This is a genomic window from Streptococcus sp. 121, from assembly GCF_016458205.1.
Taxonomy (GTDB): Bacteria; Bacillota; Bacilli; order Lactobacillales; family Streptococcaceae; genus Streptococcus.
Window position 1 is genome coordinate 36,083 of record NZ_JAEMED010000005.1, and the last position, 18,794, is coordinate 54,876.

Sequence of the window (18,794 nt, forward strand, 5' to 3'; positions counted from 1 at the left end):
ATATCAATACAAAAATGCCTTCAATTATGGATTTCACCTTAATATTGTTAGCTCCATTTTTAACCTCAAAAATAATTTTATCCATGTATAGACACCTCGCAATCCTTAATTTTTCCCTGTTGCAGCTTGACACTATAACTATATCATTTTTTATAATTGGACTTTCTCCATTTCCTGAACAGTCATTGAAACTTCCTGAACGGTAAAAAATATCTCATTTTTCTCTTCAAAACTCTTTTTTAGCTTCAGAAATGACCGTTCAGGAAGTTTGAGCTACCGTTTAGGAAATTATCCTAAATCGAACGCTTTTTATGTTATCTTATATCTATAACAAATCGAAGGATTTTAGCCATAATTTAAGGGAGTGATTCGCTTGAAACAATTTCACAAAACTTTTGTAGCTCAAATAGACGCTAGAGATTGCGGAGTTGCTGTCCTAGCTTCAATTGCAAAGTTTTATGGTTCCGACTACTCTATTGCTCATCTAAGAGATCTAGCTAAAACAAATAAAGATGGAACTACAGCACTCGGCATTGTTACTGCTGCAGAAACCATAGATTTCGAGACACAAGCTGTAAAAGCAGATATGAGTTTGTTCGATTTAGAAGATATCCCCTATCCTTTCATAGCTCATGTCGTAAAAAATGAGACCCTTCTTCATTACTATGTGATTTATGGGATTAGTAACGAAGACATTGTAATTGGTGATCCAGATCCAACTGTCAAGATTACCAAAAAATCAAAGTCCGACTTTGCAAAAGAATGGACTGGAGTCTCTATCTTCTTAAAACCAGGCAAAAACTACCAGCCTCACAAGGATGAAAAAAAGGGACTTCAGCAATTACTCCCTCTTATCTATAAACAAAAAAGAATCGTGTTCGGAGCTGTTTTAACCAGTATTCTAGTAACCATGATTAATATTGGCGGTTCTTATTATCTACAATTCATACTAGATCAGCTTATTCCTCAGCAAAATATCTCAACACTTAGCATTATCACAATCGGACTCTCACTATCCTACTTATTACAACAAATATTCCTTTTTTCACGGGAATACCTACTGACACACTTAAATCAAAAACTAAGTAGAGATATCATTCTAAATTACATCCGGCATGTTTTAAAACTCCCAATGTCCTTTTTTGAAACGAGACAGTCAGGTGACATTATTTCTCGATTTACAGATGCAAACTCAATCATTGATGCTTTAGCCTCCTCGGTTATGTCCCTCTTTTTAGATGTTACAATGCTATTCTTAATTGGTGGAGCTCTTATTTATCAAAATCTGCAACTATTTCTGATTTCCATGCTTGCTATCCCAATTTATACCATCATCATTGTTTTCTTTGTAAAGCCCTTTGAGAAAATGAATTTAGAAGTGATGCAAAGCAACTCTGAAGTCAGTTCAAGTATTATCGAAAGTTTAACAGGGATTGAAACGATAAAAGCATTAACCAATGAAGAGGGGCGACTCAAAAAAATTGAAAATGATTTTGAAACCTATCTAAGTAAATCATTACGATTGAGTAAATTCTCTATAACTCAGGATGTTTTAAAACAAGGAACTCAATTGTTATTCAGTATCCTCATTCTTTGGGTAGGAGCTCAACTTGTGATTGATTCCAAAATTACCATAGGTCAGCTCATTACTTTTAATACTTTATTAGGGTACTTTACGTCACCTTTAGAGAACGTCATTCGATTACAAACAAAACTACAAACAGCCCAAGTAGCCAATAATCGATTGAACGAAGTTTATCAAGTAAAACCTGAATTCAGGTCATCTCCATCTTATATCCCTGGTTCACTTAATGGAAATATTAAAATTGAAAACTTATCTTTCAGATATGGTTTCGGCGCTGATACCTTAACCGATATTCATTTAGAAATCCAAAGAGGAGATAAGATAAGCTTAGTTGGAGTTAGTGGTTCTGGAAAAACAACACTTGCCAAAATGTTAGTTGGTTTTTTTACCCCCTATAACGGAAACATCTACATTAACGAGCATCCGTTAAATCAAATAGATAAGAAAATTCTACGCCAGCATATTCACTATGTTCCGCAGCAAGCTTTTCTATTTAACGGAACCATTTTGGATAATTTACTTTCAGGTATCGAAACAGATGTAAATGAAACAGAGATCATTGATGCTTGTAAGTTGGCTGAAATCCATCAGGATATTTTGAAAATGCCAATGGCTTATCAAACAGAATTGACCGATCATAGTGGATTATCCGGAGGCCAAAAACAAAGAATTGCGATTGCCAGAGCATTATTAACCAAAGCTCCTGTACTCATTCTGGATGAAGCAACAAATGGACTGGATATCTTAACAGAGAAAAAAGTTCTGGATAATCTTTTATCGTTACAAGATAAAACGATCATTTTCGTAGCTCATCGACTCACAGTTTCAGAGATAACACCAAAAATTGTTGTCTTAGAAAATGGAAAGATTGTCGAGTCTGGATCTCATTGGAACTTAATGCAGCTTAAGGGCTACTATTATGAGTTATTCAATAAGTAATCCGAATTAAAATAATAATTTTCGAGGAGGACACAAAATGTCAAACTTAGTTTCAAATCCAAAAATTCAAAATTTAAAACAAACAGAATTAATGTTAGTCAAAGGAGGAGACTGGCCATCTGCATTCCATAATCTATTTAAATCATCTGGAAGTAAAATTGCCCTCGGTAAACCAAAATAAAAACTAGAAGCTCGGATCAGTCTGGGCTTCTAGTTTTATTTAAAAGATATTTAAAATTTGGGTAAATCGATAATCTTTGCTCTGAGTTTTGAGTGTGACATTGGGATACTTCTCTATCAATTTAAGAACATTGTAAAGACCGATACCTCTCCCATCACCTTTTGTTGAGTAACCAAACTCAAAAATTGATTTCAAATCTTTCGCTTCTTCGTTAATTGAATTTTCAACAATAAAAACTTGGTTTTTTTCCTTTTCAAAAAAAGCTATAGAAATTTCTGATGTTGTTTCATCGATGGCATTGTCCACCAAGACTGAAACCACGGTAATCAGATCTACCAATTTCATCCCTCTAGGTTGAATCGAAGCTGGAATTTCCAAATGCATCACTCGTCCCTTATCACCCGCCTCTGAAAATTTTGCAGCTAGAAGACTTTTAAGAGCAGGTTCCTGAATATTGACCAAACGCCCAAAATCAAAATGAGAATCGCGTATCCGTTTCTCAGTATCCTTTAAAACTGAATGATAGACCTCCTCAATCTGAGCAAGATCTCCAGCATCAATCCCCATTTTTAGGGTAGTCAAAAGATTTGTGTAATCATGTCGAAATCCTCTAACTTCACGATACAACTCCTCCATATGGAGGCTATAGTTTTCTAGATTTCGTTGATGTAGTTCCTGTTGAAAATTCAGTTCTGCCTGCAGTTTTACCTTTAAATGCTCATCTAATTGTTTGATCATCCCCATAAAGAGAATGAGATACACAACAATGATTAACTTTCTCAATTCAAAGGTATCGAAAGTTTTTTCATATTGAAAATAAGATAAGCTTTGCATTATTAGAAAGTATAAGCCCATAGCCCAATTTAAAAAAATTATGATTATTCTGTCATCAGGTTCTAGCTTTCTTTTGTTTAACATTCGGAAATCATAATCTAACCACTGAATAAATGCTATGACTATTAGTGCAGATAAGATCTGTATCAGAGCAAAAGTTAAATCATCTCCTATTACACCATCCCTAATTCCAATGAAAGGAAATATGAAGAAAGCGATAGATCTATAAAAAATATTATGAAGAGTAACGGGTAAAAAACCATAAAAAATGATAAGGCTTTTTTGACTATTTCGAAATAGATAATAAGAAAACAGTAAATAGAATAAGGGTTCAGCAATGAATAGAAAAAAACTAGAGAATCTGTCGATGAGAAAAGACAAAATTAGAATAACTGTGATCTTTAAAAAAAATCCCCTCAAAATCAACTGTAACGTAGGCTTAATCTTATTAATTTTTAACATCATGTATACAGAAAGCACATGAGGAAGTGCTTGTAAAATCAAAGATAAGCTCACTTCAATAGAATATCCAACATTAATAGTCAAAAGTCCCTCCTCATTCCGTTTTCTCCACCTTAGCTAGAGTCTCTTTCATTTTCGTCCTTGCAATAAAACAAGTCAAATCATTAGGAAAATGAGCTATCCTTTCCTTTTTGTCTATTTTTACTACATTCTTAGGATTGAGAGCATAGGACCGATGACATTTATGTAGTCGAGACTCCTGTTTCAATACTTCATTCATACTAGTGAAAAACTCGATTCGCTCCGTTTTAGTGTAGAGAATAACATGATGAGAAATTGAAGAAGTTTCCAAAAAATAGACATCCTCAAAAGGAATTTGGAATTGTTGATATTTTGACTTAAAATTAAAAGAAGTATCTGCGACCGTTTGCCGATCTTGTTTCTGAGCATAAAGCACTGCAGCTTCAACACGCGCTTCAAAATCTTTCTTATCTAAGGATTTATCAATGTAGTCCAGTGCAGATAGCTGATACCGAAACGTCAGGGGCATAAACTCCGAATGTGTTGTTACAAAAACAATCAGCGCTTGAGAATCCTGTTGACGAATTCTATTTGCAACATCCATTCCTCTCAATGTATCTCCTTTAATTTCGATATCTAAGAAAAAAAGTTGGTGACTTCCTTTTTCCTGAATAGCTTGTAGAAGCAGATCAGTTTTAGAATATACTTCAAGCCGTTTAACTGGTAAAGCATGTTTTTCCTGCAATTGATAAAGGAGATTTTCCATCCGCCCTTGTTGCTGGTAATCATCTTCTAAGATAAAAATATTCATATGGGAAGACCTCCTCTAATCACAGCTTTTCTTTAGTCTAATAATATCATAATTAAAACTCTAACACAAATAACCTTAGTACAGCTAAAAACCCCTGGATTGAGATAAATCCAGAGGTTTGACTATCTTTATTTGCTAGAGAACTTTCTCTCTTAAACTTCTCATAATTTACAAATGTAGTGGACAAGCTTCTAATTTATTTTCCTTCATTACACCTCATAGAATGCAAAGGAGAAATATATATTATACTGCCAACCGGTAACCATTGCTTACTGCAATATTTTGTGCTATAAATCCTGTAATAATTAAATTCAGAGTGTATATTCCTTGATTGGCAAGAATTGATAATGAAAGAAGCGAAATTGACACAATAATCAATTTTTTTACAGAATCACGATAATTAGACTGTTCAATAGGAATATGAGAACTGAACTTTTTTGTTAGATAGTTAATACAGAATAGAAAAACAATTTGTAACAACATTAAATTAATAACTAAACGTAAATTGTTGTAATGAAGATAATTTGTATATATATTTAATATGATTGCTAATAGGTATATATTTTTACGTATTCCATCCACCAATAGCACCTCCTATGACAGTAAAACCGCCAACACAAACACCATAAGCAGGACCTGAAACTGTACAAAGTTGCATACCTGTTGCTGCTCCACCCATAGCTCCGGTAAAAACATTCCCCCAGAATCGATCCCCACCTCTTATATTTCTTAAGTCAGCCACTTTTAATTGCTCCATTATAAACCTCCCCATAATATGAAGTATAGCGAATTATTAAAACTAATATTAGTTAAATTTCAAAAATCTTTATATGTCAATCCTATTCTCAGATCCACTTACTTTGTCCTCATCGGATTAGCATATCAGATTTTAAAACTATCTCGAATATAAATTTCAACAAAAATATATAAATATCGTACTTAAGATAAACGAACGGCTGTCCAAAAAGCTGTGCCATATTGAGCTCCCAAAATACAGCCAGCTAATCCACCAATTGCAGCACCTACTCCACAAGCAGCGAGTGCAGCAGTAAACACTTCTCCACCGCCAACTCGCGCTCCAGCATTTACTAAAACAAGTTCTTCTGCATTTAATACTGAAAATTTATTAACATCCTTCATAATCTACACTCCTCGTAATATAAGTTTAGCGGGTTATTAAAACCCAGTTTGAACATTAATTGTATAAATACTTGACTATTGCAATGTTTCCCAGAACAATAGAGTTATGGAAAGGACTTTTGGTTGTTTCTTCTCCTCCTTGTTGCTCAGTCTTCATTACAAAGTCTGTTACCCAGCCCTTCATTTTACCTCCAACCCACTAGCTGTTTCCACCTCTTCACTTCTGCTCTTAGTAGAGAGTAGGCGGCCTGTGAATAGGTGATGAGAATTCTATTATGCGAGGCTGTCGAATGAAGGACTTCTGGGGAACCTTACAGTAGTCAAGGAAACTTCCAAATCTAATAGAAAGGAGACCTTTCACATGAAATGTTTTGTCGGTTTAGACGTCAGCTCTACCAAGCTAGATGTCTGTATTATGTTGAGTGATACATCTACACCATTTAGTGCTTCACTTCCAAATGATTTAGCAGGTGCTTCTGAAATCAAGAAAACTGTTATTGATCTCAATGAGAAACATAGCTTTAAAAGGATTGTGATTGGGATGGAGGCAACGAGTCTCTATAGTTTTCACCCCGCAATGTTCTTCAATGAAGACAGCCAGTTAAAACAGCTTGGGGTTGAAGTGGTCGTTGAACAGCCAAATAAGATTAAGAAATATCGAGAAGCTTTCGAAGAAAATAAAAACGATTTTCTTGATGCTTTCTATATCGCTGATTATTTCCGTATTGAACGCTTTTCGCCGGCTTTTCTTAAAGAAGAAAAGTATATGGCGCTTCAACACCTCACTAGAACCAGACTACAGATGGTGGAACAGTTGATCCATACAAAACAACACTTTATCGAAAATCTTTACTATAAATGCAATACACTTTCTTCTGAAATCAAGAAGGAAGAGCTTAACACCTCTGTCTTCTCATCAACTATCCTGAGCTTAATGACCGAGGATTTATCCCTTGATGAAATAGCTTCCATTCCTCTCGACCAACTTGCCGACTTCTTACAAAGTAGAGGTAGGGGACGCTTTAAAGACCCCACTAAGCTAGCCAAAGCTATTCAAGCTGCAATCAGAGGGAGTTACCGACTCTCTAAATTACAACAGGAATCTGTCGATGTTATCCTCGGACTATTGGTTCGTGAAATCAGAAATCTTGAAAAAATCATTAAAGATATCGATAAAGCTATTGAGGATATGGTCGAAACTATACCTGAATACCAGTGTCTAACCTCTATTCCCGGTGTTGGCAAAGTCTACGCTGCTGGCATTATTGCGGAAATTGGGCAAATTGAACGATTCAATGATCACCCTCAAGTCGCTAAATATGCAGGTCTTAACTGGAAAGAATCGCAATCTGGAAACTCAAAATCTCAAAACACTTCTCTTGTGAGAAGAGGCAATCGTTATCTACGTTATTACTTAGTTGAAGCCGCCAACTCTGTCAGACGTTATGACGAAGAATACAAAGCCTATTACCAGAAGAAGTGTCAAGAAGTACCAAAAAACAAACATAAACGAGCTCTCGTCTTAACTGCTAGAAAATTTGTGCGTCTGGTGGATGTACTACTACGCAACCGCCAACTCTATACGCCACCAAGGAGGCTTATGGAAGATACCTATTAGGATCTGCACACTCCTTGAAAATCTAGTGAAAATTGATTGAAAAACGTCATTTTTCACTAGCTCTTTTCAGTGCACCCTTTTTTCTGAAAAAAAGAGTAACTGCCCAGAACTTTCAGCTTGACTTTTCACCACTAGACTTTATTAAAAATTTGTCCGTTGCAACTTGACACTATTAGTATACCGTATAAACCTCCCACTCCTCCTCCATTTCCCAAACGGTCATTGAAACGTCCTGAATGGTCAAAAAAGAGGGTTTTCACCCTCTCACTATTATTCTTTTATTTCTCATTTCTTAGCGGTTTCTTTTAGCTGCTTGCTGGCGACGTCGTCTCCAAACCATTTATCAGATATTTCTTGGAATTGGCCGTTTTGATAGAGTTGAACCATTCCTTGATTGAGGTGTTCTTGGAGGGTTTTATCGGTTTTGCGGATGCCAACTGCGAAGGCTTCTTCTGGGAAGCCGACTGGGAAGACGTTATAGTCTTCAAGGACTCCTTTTTGGGTTAGGTAGTAGTTGGCGTAGACGCGGTCGATCAGGAGGCCGTCGATGCGGTCGTTCTCCAAGTCAATCAAGGCTTCGTTGAAGCTCTGATATTGGGTTGCTCGGTTGTTTTTGACATACTGCTTGAGCAGGTCTGGAAATTCCTCAAATTTGAGGTAGCCAGAGGAACCTGCTTGGGCACCGAGGACATTGTCCTTCATGGCTTCGGGGGTCTGAATCCCGGATGTTTTTTTGGTCACCAGGACTTGTTCATTGGCCATGTAAGGGAGGCTGAAGTTTACTTTTTCTGCTCGTTCTTCGGTTTGGGTGTAGCCGTTCCAGATAAGGTCGATGGTGCCGTTGTTGAGTTCGGTTTCTTTCATGTCCCAGTCAATGGGTTGCCAATTGACTTTAAGGCCTTGGTTTTCAAATATACGGTTGGCCAGGTCAATATCAAAACCGACATTGTCTCCATTTTTCTCTTGGAAGCCCATGGGTACGAAGGTGTTATCAAAGCCGATGGTCAACTCTCCTCGTTCCTTGTAGGTTTCCCAAGCATCTGTTTTAGGATCGGTCACCCGGCTACTACAAGCCGTCAAAAATAATAAGGGAAGTAGGATCAGGAATCCGATGATACGTTTCATTGGCGAACCTCCTATTGGGGAATCACTTCGAGAATTTCGTCTGCAATGTTTTGAGCAAATTGCATATCGTGTGTGACGACAATTTGAGTCATTCCCATTTCCCGGTTTTGGATGAGTAGTTTTTCAACTTCTAGACGGAGTCCTGGGTCCAAGGCACTGGTTGGTTCATCGTAACCGATGATTTCAGGTTCAATCATCATGGCACGCGCCAGGGCCACCCGTTGTTTTTGTCCACCAGAAAGGGCGTGTGGATAGTGGTCTGCATGTTCTTCCAGACCAAGTCGCTCAAGGAGTTGCCGAGCTTTTTGCTCGGCCTGAGCTGGATCCATGTTCATGGTTTTTACTGGAGACAGGGTCAAGTTGGTGAGGACGGTCATGTGTGGGAAGAGTTGGAAGTCCTGAAATACAAAGCCCAAGAGGTTCATACTCGCCAGCTCACTGGCTGAGATTTCCTTCCCATTGTAGAGCACCTGTCCGCTATCAATGGTTTCTAGTCCTGCCAACATCCGCAAGAGGGTGGTCTTACCTCCTCCTGACTGACCCACGATGGCTAGGATTTTCTTCTCCGGTACATTTAAGTTAAAATCTTTGAGGATTTGCCGCTCCCCGAAACGTTTATTAATATTTTTTAATTCTAGCATGCAGCCTCCTTAGCGATCATAGGCATATTTTTGTTCAACTTTTCGAGAAACAAGGGTCACCACCCCAATCATAATGAGGTAAATGGCTCCAGCAACGAACATTGGGGCCAAGCTGGCATCGCGATTGGCTGCGGTGCGGCTGACCAAGATAAGGTCCGTAACGCCCAAAGCATAAACCAAAGAGGTATCCTTGACCAAGGCCATAATCTCATTGAAAACACTTGGCAAAACAATCTTGGTTACTTGGGGAAGAATGATGTACTGGATTGTCTGAAGGGGGCTGAACTTAAGAACCTTGGCAGCTTCATATTGTCCCTGAGGAATGGAATCAATTCCCCCACGGAAAATCTCCGCAAAATAAGCTGCGTAGTTGAGGGTGAAGGCGATAATCGCTGCTGGCATGCGGTCAATTCGAATGCCGATACTTGGTAAAATATAGTAAACAAAGATCAATTGCAAGAGCAAAGGGGTTCCCCGCATCACCCAAATGTAAATGGATAACAACCAACGGAGTGACTTGGAATCCACTTGCATGATAAAGGCCACTAAAATCCCTAAGGGAATGGACAAAATCAAGACTAAACTAAAAACTTGCAGGGTGACAGTTGCACCCTGCAACAAACTAGGTAAAATTTCTAAAACGTATGCCATTTATTACTCCACATCTATAAAACCGAAACGCCCCAAGGGGGTTAAACGAAAGCTAATCACGCCTTTAATTTGCTCTTTTTGTATCAGGCCAAATTCACGACTGTCATCATGGTTGAGGCGATTGTCATTTAAAATTAAAAACTCCTCTTGCCCAATAACATCTTGATTGGACAGGGTCAAGGACTCAATGGTGAAATCTTCTGTAAATAGATTTCCAGTGTTACTCGTTTTTCCTTGATAGGTGTTTTTCATACTACGAATATAGGGCTCATCCTTGACCTCATGGTTGATATATAGAACATCATCCATATAGACTGCTCTTTCACCATCTTGAGCGATGACACGTCCAACATATTCTTTTTGATTAACTTCGTATAAGACGATACTTTCATTGGGGATTTCATTTTGGTTAAACGCCAATACATAATCAGCTGCTTCCAAACCCTTCTGGACATCTTTTTCACTCACGTGATGGGGGGTAAACCAAAATAGACGAAGGAGTACAAAGACCACCGCCATTAAACAGACAATAAAAATATTCCGAAATAAATCTCTTCTGACCATGTCTTCTCCTTTTTACTTTCGCCTATTATATCACGAAAGAAGGGAGAAAAAAAGGAGGTCTTTTCAGAAACCTCCTCTTTTTCAGGAAATAAGCACTTTCTTATTCGGAATTAACGAACTTTTATCCCACTTGTCTGGCACTTTCCTCATTTTTGTTTGCGTTTCCCTAATCCTGCTGGCAGCAAGGCAAGGAGAGCCAAACCGAAACTCATCCAGATAGAGTCTTTAGTTCCAGTATTTGGAAGAGTCCCTTTTGAAGATGAACTTTGAACTGCTAGCAAGCTTGATTCTTGAACTTTTGAAGCTCGGCTTGGTTGATTAGCTAAAACTTGAGATTCTTGACCATCCAGACTCCTATTGGGTTTTGTTGGAGTCAGTGGTTGAACCGAAGTTACAGGCTGATTAGGGCTAGCCGGATTAGTTGGTTGACTAGGCTGTTCTGGCTTTGTGGGTTGTTCCGGTTGAACCGGTTGCTCTGGTTCCGGAAGTGGGCTGTATTGGTAGCGGAATTCACCAAATCCTTCGACTGTATCTGAAATTCCCACAAAAGAAATGGCCGGATTGCTCGCTAAATGTTCTTGAGCTTTCAAGGAAGTCAAGAAACGAAGATCTAAATCCTTAATGGTATCCGCAAAGCTCCAGTTATGATTTGGACGAGCATCAATCGTTTTTTCAGACACAATGTAATCAATCAAAGCTTGACGATTTTGCAAGTTGAGCAGGCGGCTTTCTTGGGCATCTTTCACTCCTGGGAAAGGACCGCTTGCTCGGTAGTTATTGGTAACAACCATGAAGATTTGGTCATCTGTCACTTCTTTTCCTTGGTAGCGAAGGTTGCGAACCCGGCTAGCAGTTGGATTGACCAATTCCGCACCAATAGAATATTTATTGGGTTGGGTAATATCCAGTTCGTAAGTAACACCGTCAATTACATCAAAGTTATAGGTTCTAAAGGAGGTGTTAATCATATTTTGTGGTTCTTTTTTTGTCGGATCAACTTGATTAAATTGACCAGCCGCCATTTCCAACCACTCCTTCAATTGAGCCCCATTAATTTTAAGCAAGGCCACAACATTGTCATAGACATAAAGATCCGCCACGTTTTTAATGGCTAAAGGCCCTGCCTTAATATCGGTATAGGAGTTAGGATCGTTCCGTGCCCCAGCTTTAAAAGGTGCCGCTGCTGAAAGCAAGGGCAGGTTAGCCTCTTCTGTCCCCGCAAGAACCTGTTTGGCATACCAGAGTTGTGCCTGATTCACAATTTGAACGGATGGATCATCCTGAACAAGGGAGAAGTAAGAATGGATAGGACTTGGAGTCTGTCCAACTTCTTGACGGACATAGCGAATGGTAGCTTCGTGTACTTCTTTGGCCAAATTCAAGACCCGTTCATCTGCCTTGCTGGATTTGGTATCAATTTTACGAAGGACTGCCCCAGACTCCTCAACCTGCCAAGCACCATTGGTGTAGTGCAATTTCAAGTCCATGATCCCCAAGTGATCCCCGTATTTACCTGCCATGGTTACTGGGATCCCATTGATTTTACCATTGGTATCATCCACACCCTTAATTTTTGAGTAGAAACCGGTCCCAGTTCCAGATGGGAAATTAGCGTGTGAATGCCCGGTCGCAACGGCATCCACTCCAGGAATACCTGCAAGTTGGTAGCCAATATTTTCTTCCCCAACAAGATAGGTATCATCTCCGATACCAGAATGAGACATGACCACAACCACATCTGCTCCAGCCTTCCGCATTTGTGGAACCAAATCGGTTACAGCTTGAACGGCATCCAGAGCGATTACTTTTCCTTCAAGGTGACCACGATCCCAGTTCATAATTTGAGGTGGTACAATTCCTGTGAGCCCTACTTGAACTGTTACCAACTGTCCTTCAGAATCCTTGAAAGTTTTAGGGACAATCACATAAGGAGTAAAGAGATGCTCCTTGGTTTGGGCATCCAACACATTGGCATTCAAAAGCGGAACTTTGGAAGAGGCCACAACCCGACGTAGGTAGTCAAGTCCATAGTTAAATTCATGGTTCCCCAATGCGGCTCCATCATAATTCAATTCCTTAAAGGCCGCAAACATGGGATGCTCTTCACCTTCTTTAACCGGATCCACAATAGCCTTGTAAGTTCCAAGAGGTGTTCCTTGAATCGTATCCCCACTATCAACGATAACTACATTGGAATTCTCTGCAATCGCTTCTTCCATCAAGACAGCTGTCTTAGCCAATCCAAGTGTCTCAACCTGCATATCTTGGTAGTAATCATAGTTCACCAAGTTAGTATGAAGGTCGGTCGTTGCTAGAATTCGCATATCCACTCGTTGACCTTCGACAGGTGGTTTGACTGGTTCTTCCTGAATAGGATTGGACAAGACTGTAGCCTCAGGGGCTTTCTCCTCAATTGCCAATCCACCATTATCCTGCCCTTGAGCTGCTTCCGCAGGGGCTTGCAAGAGTGGATCGGGAGTCTCAGGCATCTCCGCTTGCGGTAAGGCTGGACTAACCGTTTCTTGCCCTGCTGTAGATTGGGGATTCGTTGCTTGATCCGCCTGAACCTCTTCCGCAACTGCCACTGCTGCGGCCAGGCTTAACAGCATCGCAGACTTTTTCAAATATGAATGAACCATGATAACCTCCTAAAACTGTTCGATTCTTGAATATTATAAACAATATAGCGTCACAATTCAAGAATTCACCAGTAATCTCCGAACATTTTAGACAATCTGTCCTCAAATGTTCCTTTTATATTTGTTGTTGCTTATTACAGCTTGGAAATCAAAAAGTCTACAACCGAGTATTTTTGACACACTTGATTGTAGACTTTTGTTTCAGTTCCATTAATGAGTAACAACGGCTGTTCCTGAACAAGTTACCATCATCATTCCATTGTCGGCACCCAGGATTTCATAATCCATTTTCATACCGATGATGGCATTGGCACCAATTTGCGCTGCTCGTTCTTTCATTTCCTCAATAGCCTCTTCCCGGGCAGACTTGAGCTCATCTTCATACCCTTTAGAACGACCACCGAAGACATTTCGCAAGCCTGCACCAATATCTTTAAACATATTGACACCTGTAATCACTTCCCCAAAGACGATTCCTTTGTATTCCTGAACCGTTTTTCCTTCAATAGCATTGGTTGTTGTAACGATCATCGTTTTCTCCTTTATTAATGACGTTAGTGAGGAACTTCACTAATTTCCCGAATAAAAACACATAAACCATTTTCTGACTGAAAATTTGAAATTTCTCTAAAGCCAAAATCTTGATAAAAATTACGTAAAACAGTGATGTTCTCACATTCTAGCCACACATATTTTGCTTTTATTAGTCTTGAAGCAGCTAAAACATAATCATAGGCTAATGCCAGTAACTCTCGACCTTTTAGCACATATTGTGCTCTTTCAGTTTCTCTAGAATAATTTTTACCTATTTGCCCAATTAGATAGCTATTAATTTGGAATTTCTCTCCGATTAGACGACCATATTTGCTAAATCGTTTTCTCTGAGTCCTACTTAAACTTTCAAAATCCACCCTACTTATTGTTAGAGGTTTATTCGCGAGTGAAAAATAACCTAATAAAATGCTGGACTCCTTTTCAAAAACTAAATAGGTTGATGCCGTCGCAGTTTTTTGAAAGATGATAGCTTTTCGATGCAAAAACTCTTCAACTTCATGTGTTTGATCTGCAATATGGATACTTTTAAAAGTATTCAAAATTTCCTGAATAGTCTCACCCCTAAGATTTTCCAAAAGATCTTCTAATGAAACAATTCTAATTCCCAATATAGCTAACCTTTCTTAAACATCTCTTTTATCGTTTTAGGATTCGTAACTACTTCAACATTTGTTGGACCTTGAAATTTTATATCTGATTTTGCAGAGAGTGCTGTTAATAAGCTATCTGCCGAATCTCGAGTAAAAATTAAATCAGTTGTAAAACTCTTTGTAGCCATTAAAACTCCCCTTCAATCTTATAATTAACATTATTATCCCAAAGTATTTTATTTCTTTCAAGTATAAACCTTATACTAAGGAATAAAATTTCCTCAATCCAAAATAAATTGTAGACTTAAAAGCACTAAAATTTTGTAAGTCAAAACCTTAGATGATTATTTTTAAAGTTCAAATATTTAAAGGAAATACTTTGGAATTACTATCTAGACAGCACGTTCAAAAAAATCCCTTAGACCTAGGTTTATAACCTATTTCCAAGGGATTTAGAAAATTTAAATCGATATTAACGTACAGTGCGGATATAGCGGTGTAATTTTTAGTGCATATAAATAGGAAGAAAACCCTATAAAATAAGCATCTATAAGACCCGAATCTACCTCCACTTCCACCAAAAATCTACAAAAGTTTTAGTCTTATGCCCCTTTTTTGCCCCCTAAAAACGCAAAAAATCCCATCCGAAAAAAATCCAGAGAGGTGTTTTTGTCACCGACAGAACTGTCAGCTACCTATTCGAAAGAACCAAAGCTAGTTACACGACGACCATTTTCAGATTGACCAACTGCAACATAGCGACGATTGCCTGATTGGGCGATGTAAGTGATCCAGATGTATCCGTCGAGATCACACCATCCATCATAGTGAATTTTTTGACCTGGCGTATAGACCGCTATAATCTCACCGTCAAGACCTGCCTTCGCACGGACATTCAAAGCTGAAACTTCTACAGTGAAAGTTCCTGTTTCTTCGTAGATAGTACCGTCTCCGGTCGGAGTTGGTAGAGCAGGCGCTGGTGAGTCAGATATTGGGTAATAGAACCAACCAACAACTCCATCAAAACCACGAGTAGTATATCGAGCTGGACCTCCAACAATCAAGCTATCCGCATTTCCATCAATGTTTTGCTCGATTGTCTGCATGGTATAGCCATCAGAATCTGCAATAACTAGCCCAGTATGGCCGTATGGATGTCCCCAAATATAAGTTGTATCCATAACGAATACCGCCCCAGCTCTCGGCTTGGAATTGACATTTCCAACTTCGTTGTACTCTACTTCCCAGCCAAGTCCTGCTGCTGCATTAAGCAGGTCAATCGCATTTCCCCAAAGGGTTTTACCAAAGAACTGACTTGCGATTCCGTTTGGTAAGTCCACACACTGTGTACCGAAATATCCGTCCTGATCCCAACCTTGCCCTGCATTTGCGAGATTTTCCGCAAAGTTAATAATCTCATTTAGTGTCGCCATTTGTATTTCCTCCTTTATTTTCAATATTCAAATTAGCCTCAACCAAAGACTGCGCCAATTGATTGGCTTTTTTCTTTTTCTGGTTGATGTAGGGTTTTAAAAACTCGGGAAAACCTAGACCGATAACTTCCCAATTCTCAACTATCGAACCTAAATAGTTAAAATTGAAAAACATAACCCAAGCAATCCCAAAAGGCCGAACCCCCAAAGCCCGTGAATAAGTCGCAACGATAATAATAGTCGCAAAGACTAGGATATGCCGAAGCATACCCAAAGTTCCTGTCTTGCTATCAAAAGTTTTTGTTTTCATCGCCTTAACATAACCCGTGATAATATCAGTCCACATCAACCACCAAAAGGCATGAATATAGGGACTGTTGACCAGCCCCCTTAAATGTAAAAATAAATCACTGGCTACTAAGTCAGGCAGAATTGGTTGGTACATCCTACTTGCCTCCTTCTTCCGCTCCTGATTCGATTCCAGATAGTTCTAAAAGTTCTTTCACCTTAGCACGATACCGTTTTGGTACTTGCTCAAGAGTAATCCATCCACGTTCAATCTGCATTGCAAAAAAGTTAATCATCATAGCTTGTTCTCCTTTAAAATTATTCTTCAATTTCTGTAGTATCTTCATCATTATTAAAAATAATTTCATTGACAGTCATGCTGACAGTTTGAATCATCTTCTCAGATTCATCTAATGCCTTTTGCATTTTATCCATCATCTCATTGAACTGGGCGATTTTTTCACCCATGACATTAAACTTCTCGTTCTCAGCCCGTTGCGGGAAGTTCTGATTGTAGATTTCATCCATCGCTAACTCGTAGAGTTCGCTATCAGACTTCTCAATCACATCTGGACTAAGAAAGACTGGATAGACCGCACCTTCCGCATTACCAAGATTGATTTGCGCCTTAGATGGATTCCCATCTGCTCCATAGCGCAACGCTTTTGATTGGTATTCAAGTTTCATAGTGTGTTCCTTTCTAAACTGTAAATGTGATTTGGGCATTGACGACGTAATTATTTCTGATTGTCCCACCTAAGAACGACCAATCGCCTGTTTCCTGGATTTGAAGTTTCGCAATCTCATTGTTGACTGCCCACATTGCAATATTTTCCATAATCCGGTATGGAGGTCTGTATTCTTCAGGAAGAAGTGTAAACCTCATATCAGTTCCTTTAGTCAACTTAATTTCTACCAGCTTGATAGTAACTATCTCACCAACTCGTTTTACACTGACACCTTCTTGGAGTTCTACCCATTGAGGTTCTGGTGGTTTTGGTGGTTCTGGTTTCTCTGCTCCAATCTCTCTCCAGTTTTTCCAAACACCAGAGTTATTGCAGTTTCTGACAAAGACCCTTAAATCCGTAGAGGTAAATTGTTGTGTAGTTTCCCACTTATCACTACCCATTTGGGTACGGAAGGCTTGTAAGAGACCCCAAGAAGAAATTGGCAAGTTTTTAGCTGAACCGGCACACCAGTAAAATCCTGTTGTCGTAACTAAATTCGCATCCATCACCCAATAACCGTTTGGGTTTCCAGTTATTCGCCCTTTCTCTAATAAAGTTCCGTCTTTATCCGTTAATGCTGTCATTTGGATCATTCTATTATTCACAAACACATCACCAGCAACATCTACCGCCCCACGTTCCCATGGTTTTTTGATTCCAACACCGTCTGGCGTATAGGATAGAACTACTTGTTCTGGCGGAACTTGATAGACAAATTCTGTAGAGGTGAAGGAATCTTCCAGAACTCCTTTGATTGTCCAAGAACTGGTTCCAGAGTAACTACCAGTGAGCTGAGCTTCCGCATTGATAAATTCAAAAGTAGAGGTCCACTCGCCAGCGGCGGAACCGTTTGCTGCACTGAAGTTAGGTGATAGACCTTTCGCAGCGAAAAACCGCAATTTCATGCGGTTTTTATTGCCAAGACTGGCCACCTTAGCATTCCTATTGATGAGCAGTACATCTTGCAAGGCTCCACTTCGCCTTATGCTGAAAGACAAAATCGGCGCATGGTATGGCTCAAATCGAACCTTCTTATCAACTGGAGCTGATTCACGGCCACGGCTATCAATAACAGTGGCTCGAATCGTCACCTCACCGCTGCGATCGATAACTCCAAAAGTGCCGTTGTTTTCTGTTACTGTCTGATTGCTGCCTAAAACAACCGCTTTATATCCTTTGATGGTTGAACCTCGTACACCATGAGCCACGCCGAAATTGACCTTAACTTTGGATAGGATTTGAACAAACGGTCCATCAGGGAGTTTCCGTTTTACCACGTCGCTCCCTTCAGACAGACTGAAATTGCTAAGGGTTGGCTTGACAGAATCCGGAATTGTAACATTAGTCGCAAAAGACCGAGTCCCTAACTTCCTGCTACCACTGTAAGTATCCACATGGATTTGACCTGTTCCTGTTTGAGCGTTTGGAAAAAGGTCACACAGGTCCATCGGAGGTATCCAGTTAGTCGAGGTTGCCACATTTGATGCAATCGTTCCAGATTTATTCCCAAACTCATAGCGAACGGTGTGAGTGTATCCAGCCTTAACCGGTTGAATGGCAATGGTCATTTGCGAGCCAATAACCCCACTTGGGACTGTTGCTGAACTCGCTCTTGCAATATCTGCCAACTTGTAGCCTTGCTGACCAATGGCTAAGGCGTTAGGAGAGTAACCTCCCCCACCTTGTAAGTGAGCTGTCATGTTAGCTGTCTTAGAACCATCATCGTTGTGATTGACCGTGATGGTCTTATCTATCAGCTGGATACTAGAGTTATTTGAAAGCATAGCGGGTGAGCCAGAATAGGATAAAGTTTGCCCATCTACCGTCACACTCGCATTGATTTGATAACCCGTGAAAGTCCAGCCACTGTTTAAAAGATGAGCCCGTACACGAATTTGACTGGTATTAGCTTCGACATTTTGGGAGGTGGTATCCAACCATACACGAAGACGAAAGCCACGGTCATTATTTGACCAAAATTCTGCCATA

The 18,794-nt window shown here is 39.5% G+C and carries 20 protein-coding genes; 3 read left to right on the top strand and 17 right to left on the bottom strand.

Features of this window, described 5'->3' with window-relative positions; translation table 11 throughout:
* The first annotated feature begins 373 nt into the window (after positions 1-373).
* On the top strand, positions 374-2,524 hold the full coding sequence (locus JEQ21_RS01675; RefSeq protein WP_199363699.1) for a peptide cleavage/export ABC transporter: 2,151 nt from the start codon (positions 374-376) through the stop codon (positions 2,522-2,524).
* 37 nt (positions 2,525-2,561) lie between these two features.
* Positions 2,562-2,705 (top strand): hypothetical protein, encoded by a 144-nt coding sequence (locus tag JEQ21_RS01680; RefSeq protein ID WP_199363700.1) that lies wholly within the window; start codon positions 2,562-2,564, stop codon positions 2,703-2,705.
* Between the two features lie 39 nt (positions 2,706-2,744).
* Here JEQ21_RS01680 and JEQ21_RS01685 read toward each other — a convergent pair whose 3' ends face one another.
* From JEQ21_RS01685 to JEQ21_RS01700, 4 genes are all read right to left on the bottom strand, one after another.
* Positions 2,745-4,085, bottom strand: coding sequence for a sensor histidine kinase (locus JEQ21_RS01685; protein WP_199363701.1), 1,341 nt, complete (start codon positions 4,083-4,085; stop codon positions 2,745-2,747).
* A 10-nt stretch (positions 4,086-4,095) separates the two neighbouring features.
* Positions 4,096-4,833 carry a response regulator transcription factor gene (locus JEQ21_RS01690; RefSeq protein ID WP_199363702.1) on the bottom strand — a complete coding sequence of 246 codons (738 nt, stop codon included), beginning with the start codon at positions 4,831-4,833 and terminating at the stop codon, positions 4,096-4,098.
* A gap of 565 nt (positions 4,834-5,398) precedes the next feature.
* Positions 5,399-5,590: a bacteriocin gene (locus tag JEQ21_RS01695; RefSeq protein ID WP_199363703.1), complete on the bottom strand. Its 192-nt coding sequence runs from the start codon at positions 5,588-5,590 to the stop codon at positions 5,399-5,401.
* Between the two features lie 182 nt (positions 5,591-5,772).
* Entirely contained in the window at positions 5,773-5,973 is a 201-nt protein-coding gene (locus JEQ21_RS01700; protein ID WP_199363704.1) for a ComC/BlpC family peptide pheromone/bacteriocin, read from the bottom strand.
* 361 nt (positions 5,974-6,334) lie between these two features.
* Between JEQ21_RS01700 and JEQ21_RS01705 the strand changes: the two genes are divergently transcribed.
* A complete protein-coding gene (locus JEQ21_RS01705; RefSeq protein WP_199363705.1) occupies positions 6,335-7,591 on the top strand; it encodes an IS110 family transposase in 1,257 nt (418 codons plus the stop codon).
* A gap of 285 nt (positions 7,592-7,876) precedes the next feature.
* Here the strand turns inward: JEQ21_RS01705 and JEQ21_RS01710 are convergent, their stop codons facing one another.
* From JEQ21_RS01710 to JEQ21_RS01770, 13 genes are all read right to left on the bottom strand, one after another.
* Complete coding sequence (locus JEQ21_RS01710) at positions 7,877-8,716, bottom strand: amino acid ABC transporter substrate-binding protein (RefSeq protein ID WP_199363706.1); 840 nt, start codon at positions 8,714-8,716, stop codon at positions 7,877-7,879.
* An 11-nt stretch (positions 8,717-8,727) separates the two neighbouring features.
* Positions 8,728-9,357 carry an amino acid ABC transporter ATP-binding protein gene (locus JEQ21_RS01715; protein WP_196091216.1) on the bottom strand — a complete coding sequence of 210 codons (630 nt, stop codon included), beginning with the start codon at positions 9,355-9,357 and terminating at the stop codon, positions 8,728-8,730.
* 9 nt (positions 9,358-9,366) lie between these two features.
* Positions 9,367-10,008 carry an amino acid ABC transporter permease gene (locus JEQ21_RS01720; protein WP_199363707.1) on the bottom strand — a complete coding sequence of 214 codons (642 nt, stop codon included), beginning with the start codon at positions 10,006-10,008 and terminating at the stop codon, positions 9,367-9,369.
* A gap of 3 nt (positions 10,009-10,011) precedes the next feature.
* Complete coding sequence (gene lepB, locus JEQ21_RS01725; RefSeq protein ID WP_199363708.1) at positions 10,012-10,572, bottom strand: signal peptidase I; 561 nt, start codon at positions 10,570-10,572, stop codon at positions 10,012-10,014.
* A gap of 146 nt (positions 10,573-10,718) precedes the next feature.
* Entirely contained in the window at positions 10,719-13,211 is a 2,493-nt protein-coding gene (locus tag JEQ21_RS01730) for a bifunctional 2',3'-cyclic-nucleotide 2'-phosphodiesterase/3'-nucleotidase (RefSeq protein WP_199363709.1), read from the bottom strand.
* Between the two features lie 210 nt (positions 13,212-13,421).
* The gene (locus JEQ21_RS01735) at positions 13,422-13,742 is read right to left on the bottom strand and encodes a putative heavy metal-binding protein (RefSeq protein WP_196091220.1); all 321 of its coding nucleotides are present in this window, start codon (positions 13,740-13,742) and stop codon (positions 13,422-13,424) included.
* Positions 13,743-13,765: 23 nt separating this feature from the next.
* A complete protein-coding gene (locus JEQ21_RS01740; protein WP_199363710.1) occupies positions 13,766-14,374 on the bottom strand; it encodes a GNAT family N-acetyltransferase in 609 nt (202 codons plus the stop codon).
* A gap of 5 nt (positions 14,375-14,379) precedes the next feature.
* On the bottom strand, positions 14,380-14,544 hold the full coding sequence (locus JEQ21_RS01745; RefSeq protein WP_196091222.1) for a hypothetical protein: 165 nt from the start codon (positions 14,542-14,544) through the stop codon (positions 14,380-14,382).
* 507 nt (positions 14,545-15,051) lie between these two features.
* Positions 15,052-15,789 (bottom strand): CHAP domain-containing protein, encoded by a 738-nt coding sequence (locus tag JEQ21_RS01750; protein WP_199363711.1) that lies wholly within the window; start codon positions 15,787-15,789, stop codon positions 15,052-15,054.
* The gene (locus JEQ21_RS01755) at positions 15,773-16,234 is read right to left on the bottom strand and encodes a phage holin family protein (RefSeq protein WP_233340691.1); all 462 of its coding nucleotides are present in this window, start codon (positions 16,232-16,234) and stop codon (positions 15,773-15,775) included. Before JEQ21_RS01755 ends, JEQ21_RS01750 begins: the two co-directional genes overlap by 17 nt.
* A gap of 1 nt (position 16,235) precedes the next feature.
* Positions 16,236-16,376, bottom strand: coding sequence for a CD1375 family protein (locus JEQ21_RS01760; RefSeq protein WP_233340693.1), 141 nt, complete (start codon positions 16,374-16,376; stop codon positions 16,236-16,238).
* Positions 16,377-16,395: 19 nt separating this feature from the next.
* On the bottom strand, positions 16,396-16,764 hold the full coding sequence (locus JEQ21_RS01765) for a DUF1366 domain-containing protein (protein ID WP_199363713.1): 369 nt from the start codon (positions 16,762-16,764) through the stop codon (positions 16,396-16,398).
* 13 nt (positions 16,765-16,777) lie between these two features.
* Positions 16,778-18,793 (bottom strand): DUF859 family phage minor structural protein, encoded by a 2,016-nt coding sequence (locus JEQ21_RS01770; RefSeq protein WP_199363714.1) that lies wholly within the window; start codon positions 18,791-18,793, stop codon positions 16,778-16,780.
* Between the last annotated feature and the right edge of the window lies 1 nt (position 18,794).